Annotated in this window: 10 protein-coding genes; all 10 read right to left on the bottom strand. The window is 34.1% G+C overall.

Annotated elements, in window-relative coordinates; translation table 11 throughout:
* Window positions 1-130: 130 nt before the first annotated feature.
* Window positions 131-2,272, bottom strand: a complete 2,142-nt coding sequence (locus P5P89_RS12360; RefSeq protein ID WP_278008600.1) for a gliding motility protein RemB — start codon at window positions 2,270-2,272, stop codon at window positions 131-133.
* Window positions 2,272-3,015, bottom strand: a complete 744-nt coding sequence (gene deoC / locus P5P89_RS12355) for a deoxyribose-phosphate aldolase (protein WP_278008599.1) — start codon at window positions 3,013-3,015, stop codon at window positions 2,272-2,274. Before deoC ends, P5P89_RS12360 begins: the two co-directional genes overlap by 1 nt.
* Before the next feature lie 75 nt (window positions 3,016-3,090).
* On the bottom strand, window positions 3,091-3,474 hold the full coding sequence (locus P5P89_RS12350; RefSeq protein ID WP_278008598.1) for a VanZ family protein: 384 nt from the start codon (window positions 3,472-3,474) through the stop codon (window positions 3,091-3,093).
* Window positions 3,467-3,847, bottom strand: a complete 381-nt coding sequence (gene gcvH, locus P5P89_RS12345) for a glycine cleavage system protein GcvH (RefSeq protein WP_223679618.1) — start codon at window positions 3,845-3,847, stop codon at window positions 3,467-3,469. Before gcvH ends, P5P89_RS12350 begins: the two co-directional genes overlap by 8 nt.
* An 84-nt stretch (window positions 3,848-3,931) precedes the next feature.
* Window positions 3,932-11,188, bottom strand: a complete 7,257-nt coding sequence (gene sov, locus P5P89_RS12340; protein WP_278008597.1) for a T9SS outer membrane translocon Sov/SprA — start codon at window positions 11,186-11,188, stop codon at window positions 3,932-3,934.
* A 25-nt stretch (window positions 11,189-11,213) separates the two neighbouring features.
* The gene (ruvA, locus tag P5P89_RS12335; protein WP_278008596.1) at window positions 11,214-11,795 is read right to left on the bottom strand and encodes a Holliday junction branch migration protein RuvA; all 582 of its coding nucleotides are present in this window, start codon (window positions 11,793-11,795) and stop codon (window positions 11,214-11,216) included.
* Window positions 11,796-11,857: 62 nt separating this feature from the next.
* Window positions 11,858-14,149 carry an NADP-dependent malic enzyme gene (locus tag P5P89_RS12330; protein ID WP_278008595.1) on the bottom strand — a complete coding sequence of 764 codons (2,292 nt, stop codon included), beginning with the start codon at window positions 14,147-14,149 and terminating at the stop codon, window positions 11,858-11,860.
* A gap of 152 nt (window positions 14,150-14,301) precedes the next feature.
* Window positions 14,302-14,727 (bottom strand): CBS domain-containing protein, encoded by a 426-nt coding sequence (locus P5P89_RS12325; RefSeq protein ID WP_223679610.1) that lies wholly within the window; start codon window positions 14,725-14,727, stop codon window positions 14,302-14,304.
* A gap of 256 nt (window positions 14,728-14,983) precedes the next feature.
* Window positions 14,984-15,910 carry a tRNA epoxyqueuosine(34) reductase QueG gene (queG, locus tag P5P89_RS12320; RefSeq protein WP_278008594.1) on the bottom strand — a complete coding sequence of 309 codons (927 nt, stop codon included), beginning with the start codon at window positions 15,908-15,910 and terminating at the stop codon, window positions 14,984-14,986.
* Window positions 15,907-17,253, bottom strand: coding sequence for a cytochrome P450 (locus tag P5P89_RS12315; protein ID WP_278008593.1), 1,347 nt, complete (start codon window positions 17,251-17,253; stop codon window positions 15,907-15,909). The genes queG and P5P89_RS12315 overlap by 4 nt, the downstream gene beginning before the upstream one ends.
* Window positions 17,254-17,259 lie beyond the last annotated feature (6 nt).

Below are 17,259 nucleotides of genomic sequence, written 5' to 3'. Positions count from 1 at the left end.
TGAGTGGTGCAAATGTACAAATTAGATTATAGAATTCTGAACTATAAAATTAGAATTTTCAAATAAAAACCTTTGCAAAATAAGGACTTGCCAATCTTTAACACAATTATATCGAAAAGTCTTATTAATATTAATAATCAAAATACCAGTTAAAAAGATCAGAACGCAGTCCTATTGTAAACCAGGTCGTACTTTGTTTAAAAGTAGTTGCTGTATTCTGCATTGGGTCGAAATTTCTATAGATAAAACTTCCAAAAAGTTTCAGATTTGTCATTGGATTTATCAGATATCCTCCCTGAATATCGGCAATGAAAATATTGGTTTTATTGCCCTGACCTATCTTTACGCCATTGTCATAAGGTCGTTTTTCTTCATAACTTTTATAAATATTACCTCCGTAGTTAAAAGAATCTTCTGCGGTATCAAAATCAAAACCTCTTTTTCCCACAGTAAATTTCGCATCAGCAAAAAGACGTCCTTTATGATAACGACCAATCGCAACGAGTTCCTCAAAATTACCACCCCATTGATGACCAATACTTTGGTTATTATGTGCATAATTAGTAATTATAGCGCTATGAGAATATACGTAAGGGCGAACATGATTATATTCTAATTGAAGAAGCAGATCTTTAATTTTAAAGGCGTTAAAATATTTAGCACCTAACTGATATCCAATTTTATTCTTCCAGCTGTTATCCGCTGCTTTTATATCTCCAAATGAAAACTCATCAATCAATAACTGCCCATACAAATTGACATTATTATTCCATTTGTATTTAGATGTAATTCCCAAAAGTGCATTACCGCTTTTAGAAGATGATGCAAACTCAACAGAACGATAAAATATAATCGGATTCACAAAATTTACATCAAAGCCTCTGTTATTGGTATCTGTCCACACTACCGATTCAAAGAAACCTAAATTCAGTTTATTCGAAACATTCCAGCTCAGATAATGATTCGCCATGTATTTTGATGCATAGGTTTTATCAACAGTTGCATCCTGACGAACATCCTTAAGCCACATATACGTATTAGTATATTTTATTTTCCAGAATGTGGTATTAATTTTAAAATAGGGATAAGGACTCGCTCCATCGCTTTCCAATAATGAACGATATCCGTCTCCGATAAAATTTCTTCCGTAGCCTAAATGAAAATCGAAAAATTTACTTGGCGAATACGAAATATTTGCTTCCGCTAATGGAAAATCATACGAATCGGTTTTAAATTGTTTTGCAATTCCCATACCTGGAATAATTGCAGGATTTCCTCCTGAAGGCTTTAAAGAATTGGCATAATCATTAAAATATCCTGCAAATCTTCCCTGACTTTCAAAAATTGTGGTGGTGAAGTTGATTTGTTTCCCTAAACCTCCTCTGAAATTGATCGCACGTGTGTTTACATAAGTATAGGACGCATCCAGATCTGAAGCTTTACCCATTTGCAGATCAACAATTGGATTTAAAGACAGCCAGTAATCTTCTCCCTGAATCTGAACCATATTTTCATTCCACCATTTTCTTCCTAACCAGCTAGAAGTCTTTTTTTGAAGCGACTCATTTACTGCTTTTAAATTATAATATTTTGAAACTTCTGCATAAGTGTAAGGTTTGGATGCTGTATGGTTGTTACTCCCCACCTGATTCATAGCTGCATCAAACTGTGCATAATAACTGTTTGAAAAAGGAATATTTAAATGACTTTCGAATTCAGGATTATTGTATTTTTTATACACAATACTATCCAGTTCAGTCATTGGCTTTTCTATTGGTTTTAAAATTTCTGCTGCAGCAAGATTCTCGGCAGCAATCTGCTCTGAGCTTTTTAGCGGCACATCAATTGAAATGGTATATTTAGAATAAGTTGCGTTACCATCGTAAGTTGAAGGTTTTATATTTGGAAATTTATCAAAAACACGTTTGGCTTCTTTCGCAAGGTCGTCATTTGTCGCACTGACATATATTACTTTAAAAACTCCATTTACATCTACTTCAAACAGCACCTTAACTTCGCCTTTATAATTTGACTGTTTCAAATTTTCCGGAACTTCAAAATTGTTATATACAAAATCATGAACTTCTTTATAAAAGCAGTTTTCCAGATTTTTGGACTCTAAATTTTCACAATTTGAAAAAACAGGAAAGCGTTCAGCAGAAAAGCCAGGTTTAACATAAGATTTGCTTGTTTCCTGAGAAAAAACAGACATGCATAATAATGTCAGACAAAACGTTAAAAAACTTTTATTCAAAATATTTTTGATTTTCATTAATATTTATTTGGGGTATTTTCTCCGTTTGCAATTGCTTTTGCAGATGAAGTGCCGATTCGTTTAACTCCTAATTCAATCATTTCCATTGCCTTTTTGTAAGTCTTAACACCTCCCGAAGCTTTTATCGACAATGGCGATGCATTTTCTAACATCATAATAATTTCCGGGATAGTTGCGCCATTTGGAGAACCGTCCTGGGTTTTATAAAATCCGGTTGATGATTTCACAAAAACTGATGCATAATCTTCTTCATTAAAATTCGAAATAACAACGTTTTTTATAAGGGATGAAAACTGAATGATTTCTTTTTCGTTTAAGGCCGCTGTTTCAATAATCCATTTTACAGTTTTATTGTTGGCCAGTCCTATTTGTGTTGCTATTAAAATCTCTTGTTTTATCAGGTCTGTATCACCGTTTTTGAAGGCTTCATAATTACAAACAAAATCAAGATCATCTGCACCATTTGCTATTGCCTGATTCGCTTCTTTGATCTTTGTTTCCAAATCTGATTTGCCTTCCGGAAAATCAATAACAGTACCTACACTCAAATTTGAATTAGCCTCTAAAATCATTTCTTTGGCCAAAGCTACATATTCCGGCCGAATCATAATGACTTTAAACCCCTCATTAATGGCTTCAGTGATTGCATGTTGAACCACAATATCGTTTTCTATTTCTGAAATACCGGCCTGTGAAGCAGTCTTCAAGTAAGTGGAGTCTAAATATTGCCTGATATTCATATCAATAAGATTCTGAGATAGCGCAAAAATACATTTAAAATTTATAAAATAAAAAACCCACCGAAGTGGGAATTATTATATTTTGTCAATTTGCTTTTTAAAAGCTATTGCCGTAAAAACTGCAGCTGTAGATCCAATGGCATTACCTAAAATATCAGCAACATCTGCTGCCCTGGTTTTGGTAAAAATACCTTGTAATATTTCGATAGTTATTCCAAAAAAAACTGAAAATATAAAGGATATTAAGTAAGCTTTAAAATCATCCGTGGCCTTACCCTTTAATTCTTTTTTGAAAAACAAAATCCATGAGATTGTAAAGCCAAAATGAAAACAGAAATGTACTATTTTATCAATGCTTGGAAAATTGACTGACGGAATATTACTTGAGTCTGTCAGACAAAGATAGGTAATTACCCCTGTGCAAATTATTGCCCATAATAAAAGCAGTTGTTTAGGCACCTATAAGTTGTTTATATGCCTCATCTGATAATAATGAATCTATTTCTGAAGCGTTAGCAATTTTCACTTTAATCATCCATCCGGCTCCATAAGGATCAGAATTTACTGCTTCAGGAGTACTCTCCAAATCTTCATTAAAAGCAATAATTTCTCCCGATAAAGGCAAGAATAAATCTGATACCGTTTTTACAGCTTCTACAGTTCCAAAAACTTCATCTTTTTCAAGTGTCTGATCTAGAGTTTCTACTTCAACATACACGATATCTCCTAACTCTTTTTGAGCAAAATGAGTAATTCCTACTGTTGCAACATCTCCATCGATGCTAACCCATTCGTGATCTTTTGTGTACTTTAAATTTGCCGGTATGCTCATAATATTATGTTTGAAATTGATATTTTAATTTTAAAGCAACAAATGTAACAATCTTCTAATTAAAATTAGTTTATAATAACAAAATTAATTCCCAAAATTATATCGAAGTGTAAATCCCGAGCGAATGTTAGTTAGTGGAAATGATGTAGAAATAACTGCTTTCGAAAACGAATGATCGTAATAAAAAATAGCTGTAAGGTTCTTGCTGAAAGCATAATCTGCAGTAAGTTTTAATGACCAGATATTTTGTCCTGCTGCCAATTGATTATTATCATAATCTAAATAACGAACAAGAGTCTGGTTGTTTCTGTATGAAAAATCTGCCTTGATATTAATATCGCTTTTTATAATTCCTGTTGGATTGTCGGCCAGAGTTGATGAAAAAATTACATCCTTAAAACGGTACCCTAAACCTACCACATATTCAAGACCTTTAACTTCGGTCAATAAATTATTATCAAAACTCATAGATAAAGCCCTGTCCTTCTTTACTTCTGTAAGCACCCTCAATGATCCTTTCAACTCGAAATCAACACGAATTAACGGACTAAACTGTTCTACCAAGTTTACATTTGACATAATCGTTTTATTGAAGAAATTGCCATTTACATCCGTACCGTCTGGATTTTCATTATAATCGAAATTGGATCTAAACTGATTAATTGTATAAGAAGCCCTGTAATTATGCTGTAAAGAAAAACGTTTGAATCTGTCTTTGAAATATTTATATCGCATCAGTCCATTATATTTTATACTCCAGTTCGGAATAGGGAAATTTCTAAAAATCCCTGTCGAGGAACTCGATGCATCACTTCCTGAATAAGCAGCTAAAAATGCCGGAAGCAAAACTGCCTGATTACTTTTTCCATAACCTACAGGATAACCATCATTTGACTGAATCATCTTCCTATCAGGGTTATTTGGATTTGCAAGATTATCTATAGGGACATTTGTATCTTCAATTGGCAGATTTCCAGCGTCATATCGAGGAATTATGCTTCCGTACCGATCTTCAGCCAAACGATTTGCTATTATAAGACGGTTATTTCTAAAATCATCAAAAGCAGCCGATACGTTTTCATTACTTGTAGAAAATGCTGTTTTGATTAATACGGTAGAAATAGAAAACATTCCGTAGGTGTAAGGAGAAAGCGGTGTATATTCTCCATTGACAACACTATACTGCTCTGAAGAATTTTCAGAATAAGACCTGTCCATGGTTAAGTCTATTTTAAAATCCGGAAACAAATCAACATTTGCTGTTGCCTTCAAAAGCTTATTATTAACCTGAGTATAATTTTGATTGAAATTATCATAAGTGGTCAGCCAGCCATTTTTAGCCGATTCATATCGTATATCATCCTGACTACCAAAAATAAATCCTAACGTTGGTTTAGAGGTTCCTAAAAACCCTATCCCGGGAGTATAACCCGGTAAGACTGTTCCGCTGTTTTCTGTATAATTTATCTGAATATTTTTAACACTGGTCAAAACCCCAATTAAACCATCATAAAACGGACTTCTGGTTGTTTGTGCTCTATTAGTATTCACTACTTTTTCTCCTGGTTTTGGTGGTCCGGTAGGTTTTGTTTTTGCTGCTTTTTTAGATCCGGGTGTCAAACCTAAATACTTATACAAAGTAGTCATATTAAAAGTAGTACTTAAAGTATTTGAATTCGCATTCTGAATCGTATTACCTAAATCATATGTTGTAAAAGACCCATCTGGATTTTCTTCTTCGTATTGTGATAACGCAGTTGAAGAACGCTGCCAGTTGTAATCTGCAGTATAAGAATAATTGGCTTTTATAAAACTAAGGACAGGTACTTTGTTAATTGGAATATCATAATTTAAAACCAGCTGCTGTGTATGCTGATTTGGTGTTCCAAGATCAAAATAATCATCCCAAATGCTAAAATCTTCTTTCGGAGTGTTATCATCATTCAGAAAGTTTTTAACAATGTTATTTGAGGATGCTGTATAATTTAACTTTAAAGATTTAGTCAGATTAAAACCGAATCCATATTGATAATTATGCGCAAAATTTCTTCTGTAAAGGGCATCAAGACCAATTCCCTGAACATCTTCAACCTGTCTGAATTGCTGGCGATTACTTTGTCTGATAATATTACTGTTGAAAGAAATATTAGATGGTAAATAATTAAAATTGAAATCGCTTAGCAGTTTCCAATATTCACTTTTTTTCATGAATTTGGTCTGCTTGAAAGGAGTTATTTCTTTTGGCTGAAATGTATAAGCATAATTTACAGACGAATTTGATGATTCATCTTCATAATCCTCAATTTCATAATCATGACGCTCTACCTGGTTGTAAGATTGAGAGAAAGTAAAATTCTCAACATCATAAACATGTGACTTTTGTTCAGGTGCCCTGTCCTTTCTAACACCAATAAAATTGATACTTTTGCGTTTGGTATAATCTATAGCCCTGTTTTTAATATTATCTTTTTGAGCCTGATCTGTGGTCTCATCGAGCAATTGTTTCAACTTAATATCCTGATTGAAGGGATCGTATTCAGGCGTAATCACTTCTTCTCCAATTGCATAATTAAATGGAAGGTTTATACCCCATTTTGGAGGAAGTAATTTTCCTAAATTCAAATTCGTAACAATATTATATTGCTGGATATCTTCACGGTCTCTTTCATTTGCCCCTTCTTCAATAGATCCAAAACCAATTGTACTTTTACGGCCGGTTGCTGAAACTGTAGCAAAATCAGCCATGTTGGTATCGATGTTTAATATGGCAGCCATACCCCCTTTGTTTTCCATATCAGACAAACGAAGCTCATTGAACCAGACTTCCCCTTTTATTCTTTTATCAACGGTATTACCATTTTTGATACCCACCATTAAATTTCGGACCAACCCGAAATTAGGATTACCCTTAATACCCAATACCAGTTTACTATCACCATCACCTTCTGAAATATCAGGATCATTATCAGGGTAGTAAATCCCATTAATATCTCTTTTTGAAGAGTTAATATCAATGCTCATCCCTTTAATCTTCATCCTGGTGAGTAAATCAAGTGCCAGGTTCATTTCATTTGCTTGAGGCCAAACCAAGTCAGGATTTATACTACAGCCACCTCCAGTGACAGTTACTTTTAACGGAATTTCTACCTGATAGAAGTTCTCTGTAAAATCATTTCCAAATCGAATAAAGGCTACCATTTCATTGTCTGCAACACTTGCTTCACCCTCCAGAGATTCAGCATGAAGAAACATTTTCAGTTTTTTATACTGACGCATATCAATACTGACATTTTTAAAAGCAGCTCTTGAATCCTGTGCTTCTAATCCGTTACCCGAAACACGTAATGCCAATGATTGTTCATTTTGATTGATAACCGTATTATTATTGTACAATTGTTCTCTTTGAACATTTGGCGGCATAACATAATTTACGGGGCATTTCGTACTGTTTTCCTGAATATTTACTGCCTGTACATCAAAATCAGTTCCGTCATTAGTTGGATCGGCATCAGCTTTATCCATAGATCCGTCATATCTCCTCCACTCTCCTCTGACTAAATCTAATGCTCCAAAACGTACTGTAACCTGATCATTAAAGCCCGTCATAAACATTCTCATAAACCGTATAGACCTGAAATCAGAGATATTTCCAATAGTATTTTGAGGTTGTGCAACCGGTATTTTAAACTGGATCCATCTTGCTGTCGTACTGCCTCCATTAGGTAATTCAACATTATTTACCACTTTAATATCAGTAATATAATTTTGCCCAATAGCCATATCAGGCTTGATATCAATACTATATTCATAATACGCATTGATTGTATTCATTGTATTGTCGCGATTAATATCTTCGACATCAGGCAAAGTTGTTGATCCTCGGTTTACATCATTTATATCAACAGGAGAGTTTCCTTCAACACCATTATACTTTTTATATCGGTCCTGAACACCTCCGGTTGTGTTTAAGAAATAGGTGTAATCGTCAGCTGCGGGATCTGATTCTGCAGCATAATTGGTATAAATAGTACCTTCTCTTCCATTAGGAAGACCATCTAAACCTACGTCCTGATTTGTTCTGTTTCCGGTATTATTATCAAAAGCATAAATTAAGGATTGCGAAGCCGGAACATCTCCCCAAATTGGCTTTACCACTAACTGATCCGGTCCAAGTCCGTTTTCATATTGTTTTCTTCCGTCTTTTAAAATATCTTCTGATACTTCTCCTAAATTAAAATATATTTTTCCGACATTAGAAGGTTGTACTGATGCATTTCCTACATAAGGATCAAGTATCCAAAATTGAATATACTCCACATTGCTTTGTTCAAAATTGGTTGAATTTAAAGAACGCATAATCCCTCCAAAATTACCATTTACGGGATCTGAACCGAAAGTTGGATTGTTATTATAAGGTCCTCTTTCTGAAGGATAATAACTCAAATCAAGCGTATTGATTACCTGTAATTGACCTTGCGCAATATCTGTGTTTGGATATAATTCTTTGCTGTAAATTCTCCTTGTAGTATTTAAAGACAAATCGTCATTTGATATTCCGGATGGTTTTTGTGTATAAAAAATAGGATCTATAGAATACCATGCTAGTTTAGCTCTTTTATATCCATAACTAAGAGTATTGGAGTCTGCACCAAAAGTAGTATCTGTATCAGAATTAATAAATGGTGTAGAAGCAAGGCTCCAGGCGTAAGCAGATCGCATATCCACAGTAGATTGGGAACCCTCAAAATCATCTACATATATAGTAGCTTCTCCCTCAAAATCACTTGCTTTTGGGGCATCCGGTTTTAAAAAAGCAACTTCTCCTCTTATCGAAAGGGTTGAAGGCACATCTGTATCAATGTTTGGCAGCTTATTTACTAATCTGGTGAAAAATGGAATTTCTGTAGAATAATTTCCATTAAATCCGAAAATTGTATTATTTACAGATTCCTGCCCATAACTCGATTTTTGAGTAAATGGCCTTTCTGTCATCTTCAAATAGGTTCCTCCAATAAGAAATTTATCTGAAATTTTATGCTCAACATTAAATCCCATAAACCTTCTTGTCTGTTGACCAAAAACAGAATTATTCTCTAAGGAAACTTCTATTGGTGTATTTGAAGCCTGCAAAGATGCATCCAGAATCTGCACTCTTCCCAGCTGATAATCGACGCTATAATCAATCCCTTCAACCAAAACTCTTCCACCGGCAGTAACTACAACAGAACCTTGCGGAACATTAAAGGCTCCTATCGGAATCCCATCACTTCCGGATGATTTATATTTTCCTCTTAATAAAAACTTATTTTTTTCACTGTCCTGTAAAGCCCCAGATTGTGTAGTCCGATACATATTCCTAAACACATATTTTCTCTGGTTCGGGTTATAAGTAGAAGGATCATTATAATTTTCTCCAGCTGCACCTGTGTTTAATTTATCAAATAATAACTTTCCAAATGGCTCTTTAGTAGTAAATATAATTCGTCCGTTTTGCGCATCAAAAGTAATGCCTTGCAGATAATCAAAGAAACCATCTCCCCCTGCCTGTGGATCATTATTGTAATTTAATCTATCCAGATTGAAAACTTTCAATAATGGTGTGTCTTTTACTTCATTACCTGCGGTTGGATTAGAAGGAAAAGGATTTGCAGTATCAACCGGTGAAATATAATTGATTGGTGACGGATCTGTATAAAGGATATTAAATCTAAAATCGTCTTGTTTTATCTGATAAGCCCCCGGTATTTGATAGATGTTTTTCATCATCAGATTCCAGACAGGATTATTAACATTCGTTAAACTGCTTTTCAGCATTTTCAAAATCAAACTTTGTGTGATAACGGCCTGATTGTTATTTTGAGAACTTCCTGTCACTACAGTACCATCAACTCCATCGCTACCAAACTCCCCTACCTGATATACAACTCCTCCAACTGTATATTCATAGGCTACTGCTAAAATTTCATCATTCGCCAAACGCTGCTGCAATGAAATATAACCTAACTGAGGATTAAAAGTATATTCGTTTGGGGTTAATTTTCTGGCATTTTCAAGGACTGAATAATCCCTTCCTTCACTTCTGTTAGGGTCAGCATTATTAAAACCATTTTTTGCAGTAACAATTTCCCTAATGTTTGAATTTAAATATGATCCTGGCTGACCAATTGCAGCCGGATCGTATTTATTGTTTTCATTATCTGTAGGTGAATCAACAGGCTTATTAGTATTAAAAAAACCCGTTGAAGGATTTATAACAACGATTTCAGAATCAGATAATCCTGTAAGCTGTGCTTCTCCCAAATCCTGAAGCGCAATAATATTTCGCAAATTATTACTTGTTGTGCTTACACGATTTTGTTTGTTTGTTACCCAAACTTCCAATCTGGTAATTTGCACACGACTGTCAATAAAAGGGTAATTTCTAAGTGAAGCATCGTATTTATTTCTAAAATATTGTGATAAGAAGAAGTGCCTGTCATTGTCGTAATCCAGTGCGTATAAATCAAAGTTCTGAATTGTTCCGCCACCTTCAGCAACTATACTTTTTGTTTGCGATTTCTGCTCAGAGAAAACTCCTGTAACAGTTGTTTTCCCAAATTGAAGCTGTGTCTTAACACCAAACAAACTCTGTGCCCCACGAATTAAAGTACTGTTTAAAGGCATACTCACGTTACCTACTTCTACTTTCTGAATAATATCATCCTCTGTTGGAGTATAAGCAAGTTTGAAAAGATTTTGAAAAGCAAATGTAGATTGGGTATCATAATTGGCATTTACTTCTAATCTGGTACCTACCTTACCCATTAAGCTCATACTTATTCTTTGATCAAAATCAAAAGTAAGACTTGATCTGTTTCTTGGCGAAAATGAAGGATTATCCTGTTTGCTATATCGTAATCCCAAGTCCATCTCAACTGAACCTGTGGGTTTTACATCAATTGTATTACTTCCAAAAATAGACTCAAAAAGGCTTGAATTAATATAATATCTTGGTAATAAATCTTTTTTTGCGTTTTCACTACCTGCTTTTTTCCCGTCAACAGCGATCATTTTTTGCCTAAAATAATTTCTTCTGGATTCCTTAAGCAGTAAATCTTCGTATTGTTTTGGGGTTAAAACCAGTGGATAATCAATAGAAAAACCATCAACAGAACTCGTATAAATATAACGGTCTGTCACAGGATCGTATTTGTACCCGGAAAGTACGCTTGGGGGATTTTCTAATTCTAGTTTTCCAACAGAAAATCCTGTTTTAGTAGTATCCTGAATTGTTGGATTTACCTGTGCATGCAAAGCATTGCCACAAAATAAAACCAGTAAAAAAAGTAAAATTTTACGCATACAATTCAAGTGTCTTAATAGTAATTTATAAAGCTTTTAAAGCTTTTTTGATAATGGTTTCTACAGTAGCGTCCGGATCTTCTTTTACAATTTTCTCAACAACTTTTTCAGATGTCTTTCTAACAAAACCTAAAACTTCTAAAGCAGATAACGCTTCATCTCGGTTTGTATTGTTTTGAACAACAGAAACTTCATCCAAATCATATAATTTTAAGACTTTTTCTTTCAAATCCAATATGACTCTTTGAGCAGTTTTATTACCAATGCCCTTAATAGACTGAATAACACCAACATCTCCTGAAGCAATTGCATTGATAATTTGCTTTGGATCTATAGATGAAAGCATCGTCCTGGCAATATTAGCTCCAATTCCGGAAACAGATATAAGCATTCTAAATATTTCTCTTTCAGACTTTTCTACAAAACCATATAAAGTATGCGCATCTTCTTTGATTAGAAGATGCGTATATAATTTTATAAAATCAGTATTTGGAAGTAATGAAAAAGTATGCAGCGAGATATTAACCTGATATCCAACCCCTGCACAATCAATAATTACCTCTGTTGGATTTTTCTCCACCAATTTACCCTGCAAATGTGCTATCATAATATTATTTGTGGGTCAAATATACTAAATTTAAGACAACATTAACAACCGTATAAACCCTCTTATTTCCCTAGTTTGATTTTCTTCAATTCTTTTCCCTGAGCATCAATAACTGCAATTGCCGCCATATTTACCATCTCTTCAACACTTGCACCTAGTTGAAAAATATGAACCGGTTTTCCCATTCCCATCATGATTGGTCCGATAGAATTTACCTTATATAGCTCTTTTAGCATTTTATATGTAATGTTTGCTGATTCCAGATTAGGAAAAACCAAGGTATTGACTTTTTTTCCTGCTAATTTAGAGAAAGGAAATTTCTCCTCAAGCATTTCCGGATTCAAAGCAAAATCGGCCTGAATTTCGCCATCAACAATCATATCTGGATGATTTTTATGCAAATATGCAACAGCTTCCCTTACTTTTGAAGCATTTTCATGAGTCGATGATCCAAAATTTGAATAAGAGACCATTGCAATAACAGGCTCAATACCAAACATTTTAGCCGTTTTAGCAGTCATAATCGCAATATTAACCAAATCCTCTGCAGATGGATTAATGTTTATTGCTGTATCTGCCAAAAACATTGGGCCACGTGCTGTAAGCATCATATTTGTAGTAGCAACAAGAGATGCGCCTTGTGCTTTTTCAATTAACTGCATCATTGGTTTTACAACACTTGGATAACTTCTTGAATACCCTGTAACCAAACCGTCTGCTTCGCCTTCGTTAACCAACATTGCTGCAAAATAATTTCTTTCGCGCATAAATCTCTGAGCATCCAGCAAAGAAACCCCTCTCCTTTCTCTTGTCTCCCAATATGAATTTGCAAATCTGTTGCGCCTTGCTTCTTCTTCATTTATCTTAGGATCGATTATTTCAACATCGGCATCAAAACCTAATTCCTTTTTAAGTTCTAAAATGATTTCTTTATTCCCTAATAGAATTGGAAAACCAATCCCTTCTTCGTAAACAATCTGAGCGGCTTTTAACACATTCAAATGCTCTGCCTCAGCAAAAACCACTCGTTTCGGATCCATTTTTGCACGGTTTGTAATCAAACGAACCATCTTATTATCATTGCCCAAACGTTCCAAAAGCTTTTCTTCATAAGCTGCCCAGTCTGTAATCGGATTTTTGGCAACGCCTGATTCTATAGCTGCTTTCGCAACAGCAGGCGCAACTACTGCAATCAATCTTGGATCAAATGGTTTTGGAATAATATATTCGCGGCCAAAACCTAATTTTGTTGCACCATAAGCTACATTAACCTGTTCCGGTACAGATTGTTTAGCTAATGAAGCCAGTGCTTTTACAGCTGCCATTTTCATAGCTTCATTAATTTTTGTTGCCCTAACATCCAAAGCCCCTCTAAAAATATAAGGGAAACCTAAAACATTATTTACCTGATTAGGAAAATCTGAACGGCCTGTAGCCATAATTACATCCTTGCGGGTTTCGACAGCTAAATTATAATCAATTTCAGGATTTGGATTTGCCATCGCAAAAACAATTGGACTTTCGGCCATTGAAAGCAGCATTTCAGGTGACAGAATATTTCCTGAAGATAGCCCTATGAAAACATCAGCGCCTTTTACAGCATCCGCAAGATCAATTTTATCACCATCTACAGCATATTTCAACTGCAACTCTGAAAGCGAAGGATTATCTTTTGTTAAAAGTCCTTTACTGTTGAACATTAAAACATTCTCAACTTTTACACCCAGCAAAACATATAAATCCGTGCAGGCTATAGCAGCAGATCCGGCTCCTGAAACTACAACTTTTATATCTTCAGCTTTTTTTCCTGCCAGTTCAAGTGCATTAATTAAGGCAGCCGAAGAAATAATAGCAGTTCCATGCTGATCGTCGTGCATTACCGGAATATCTAACTCCTCGATCAGTCTTCTTTCTATTTCGAAAGATTCAGGGGCTTTTATATCTTCTAGATTAATTCCTCCAAAAGTTGGGGCAATATTCTTTACAGTCTGAATAAATTCTTCAACATCTTTTGTTCCGATTTCAATATCGAAAACATCAATATCAGAGAAAATTTTAAAAAGCAAACCTTTTCCTTCCATTACCGGTTTTCCTGCTTCAGGACCTATATCTCCCAAACCTAAAACAGCTGTCCCGTTTGAAATTACAGCTACTAAATTTCCTTTTGCTGTGTATTTATAAACATCTTCAGGATTTGCTGCGATTTCTAAACATGGTTCTGCAACTCCCGGCGAATAAGCCAGAGACAAGTCTCTTTGAGTTGCATATTTTTTAGTTGGAACTACCTGAATTTTCCCTGGAGTTGGTTCTGCATGATATAATAATGCTTCTCTTCTTTTTGTCTCTTTATTCATTCGTTTTCACTTTAATTATATTCTCACAAAGATATAAGACTTGAAATAAAACTGTTTGTTTTTGAGCATACTTTTACTAAAAATTTAAATTTTGTATAAAAAAATAGCCCGATACATTTCGGACTATTTATAAATTTTTATTATTTAAACTCTTATTGAGAAATATAAGAGTTAAGATGATTTATCGTATCCTTCTGCAATTCGATAATAGCTTTTACAACATCACTAATCGAAATAATACCTACAACAATTTCGTTTTCTAAAACCGGAAGGTGTCGTATTCTTTTCGTACTCATAAGTTCCATACAATTTTCTAAATTATCCGAAAGTTTTACTGTAAAAACAGTGCTTTCCATGATTTCATCAACTAAAGTTTCTTTTGATGATTTATCCTTTAAAACAATTTTTCTTGCATAATCCCTTTCAGACAATATTCCTTTTAACTCAGAATCATCGATAATCAGAATAGCGCCTATATTTTTTTCGCCCATTACCTTCAATGCTTCATAAACAGTTGTTGTTGAACGTACGGAATAAACATTTTTCCCTTTTGCGTTTAATATTTGATTTACAGTCATATCTGAAAAATTTTAAGGATTATAAAGTTAAAAAAATTAAACATAAAAAGATAAGCCACTACATTTTTTAACACCTAACAAATTCATTTTTAAATCATTATAAGACATTTAACTATTTAGAAATATTCTCCGAAAGAAAAGAATCGCTCAGAACCTTTTTTTTGTGAAAAATGCAACGTTTCAATATTAAGTCAAAGCAAAAGGTCTTTCCTTAACTCAGAAAGACCTTACTGTAAAGTTTTTATTTTTTTCAATACTACTCCAAAAACTTAATATTTCTCTTCAGACCATCAAATTTAGTTCTCTTAATAGGGGAATTTTTAAAAACTGAGCGAAAAGTTTCCTCTGTTATTTCAATCCAGTCTTTTTTGGAAAAAGAAAGCAACTCAGGATTTGCATTAAACAATGGTTCCGAGTGCGGTTTAGAAAAACGATTCCAGGGACAAACATCCTGACAGGTATCACAGCCAAACATCCAATCATCGAATTTGCCTTTCATTTCGTATGGAATATTTTCTTTAAGTTCAATGGTATAATAAGAGATGCATTTGCTTCCGTCTACTACATAAGGAGCGACTATTGCCTGTGTTGGGCAGGCATCAATACAGGCTGTACATGAACCGCAATGATCCGTTACTGCATGATCGTATTCTAGATCTAAGTCCAGAATAAGTTCAGCAATAAAATAAAACGAACCTACTTTCTGAGTTAATAAATTGCTGTTTTTACCAATCCATCCTAAACCGCTTTTTGCTGCCCAGGCCTTATCTAAAACAGGAGCCGAATCTACAAAAGCACGTCCCGAAACATCACCTATATTTTCCTGGATTGAATGAAGAAATTCTTTGAGTTTTTCTTTAATTACAAAATGATAGTCCTGACCATAAGCATATTTTGAGATTTTGAAACTTTCATTATTCTGAACCTCTGCAGGATAATAATTTAGTAAAAGCGAAACTACACTTTTGGCATCATCAACCAATAATGTTGGATCTAAACGTTTATCAAAATGATTTTCCATATAGGCCATTTGCCCATTATAATTATTTTTTAACCATTTTTCCAAACGTGGAGCTTCATGTTCAAGAAATCCTGCTTTGGATATCCCACATGAAATGAAACCAAGCCGTTTTGCTTCAGATTTAATAAATTTCGAATATGTCTCTTTAGCATTAATGGTCATCTTTTAGAGAATGTTACTTCAGCTCCAACTGGTTTTAAAGTGATTAACGGATTAAACCGTATTTCATTTTTAGTTGATTTAATCAAGTATCTTTTTACAATATAAGAAAGTGTCAGACACATTTCATAAATAGCAAATCCTGCCCCAATACACATTCTTGGCCCGGCTCCAAAAGGATAAAAATATTGCAGCGATTTCTTTTTTTGTTCACCAATAAAACGTTCAGGAATAAACTCATTAGGATTTTCCCAATATTTAGGATTACGATGCAGTTCATAAAAAGAAATACCAATCAGGGTTCCTTTTTTAATATTAAAATATCCCAGAGTATCATCATCGACATTTTCCCTGTCTGTAATCCAGGCAGGCGGATACAATCGCATTGACTCATTTAAAACTGCATTTGTATAGGTCATTCTTTGCAGCTGCTCCACTACATTATCAGTCTCCGATTCAATTTTGAAGATTTCGTCGAATATCTTCTCCTGTACATCAGGATTATTTCCTAAAAGATGTAAGGTAAAAGTTAAAGCATTAGCGGTTGTTTCGTGCCCGGCAATAAAAAGAATTTTTATCTCATCTATTAATTGTTCTACAGACATTCCTTCACCACTATCCTCATAACGTGTTTCAAGAAGCATATTCAGCAAATCATTAACTTCTTTTTTTGAAGCAATCCTTTCCTCTACAATTTCCCTAATAATTTTATTATTTTCATAAGCCAACTCAAGATGTTTATTTAACTGACCACTAATTGAAAACCACCACGCTTTATGTGGAAGTCTAATTTCTTTGATTAAGAAATTCTGAACTTCTTCGATAATAAATTTTATACGATTTAATTTTTCATCAGAGGTAGAAAGCTGAAATAATGATTTAGCCACAACATTAAAGGCCAGTTCGCTCATAACAGGAAAAAGATCAATAGGTTTTTCTGCCACTAGATCATTTAGTTCTGAAGCAATTATCTTTTCCATGTTTTCAACCAACTTATTCATTTTTTGTTTATGAAAAGCTGGCTGAATAAGTCTTCTTTGTTTTAACCAAAATTCACCATCAACTGTTAAAAGTCCTTTACCTAAATATTTCGAAAGATACACGGACTGAAACTTTGATTTATGATAGTTCTTTTGATTTTTCTGTAGAATATATTCGGCAACATCATTGTCCCTAGACAAAATGATATATTGGGTTTTTCCAATTCTAATAGAAAATGAATCTCCCAAAACATCAAAGTACCTATTATGAAACGGAATAGGATTTTTACGTATCCCTTCAGCATCCAGAAAAAATCTTAAAATTGAAAGCTTATTTGGATAATTATATATTTTACTTAGGGACATTGGATA

It is taken from the genome of Flavobacterium gyeonganense (assembly GCF_029625295.1).
Classification (GTDB): Bacteria; Bacteroidota; Bacteroidia; order Flavobacteriales; family Flavobacteriaceae; genus Flavobacterium; species Flavobacterium gyeonganense.
This window is presented reverse-complemented; position numbering and strand designations above follow the sequence as displayed.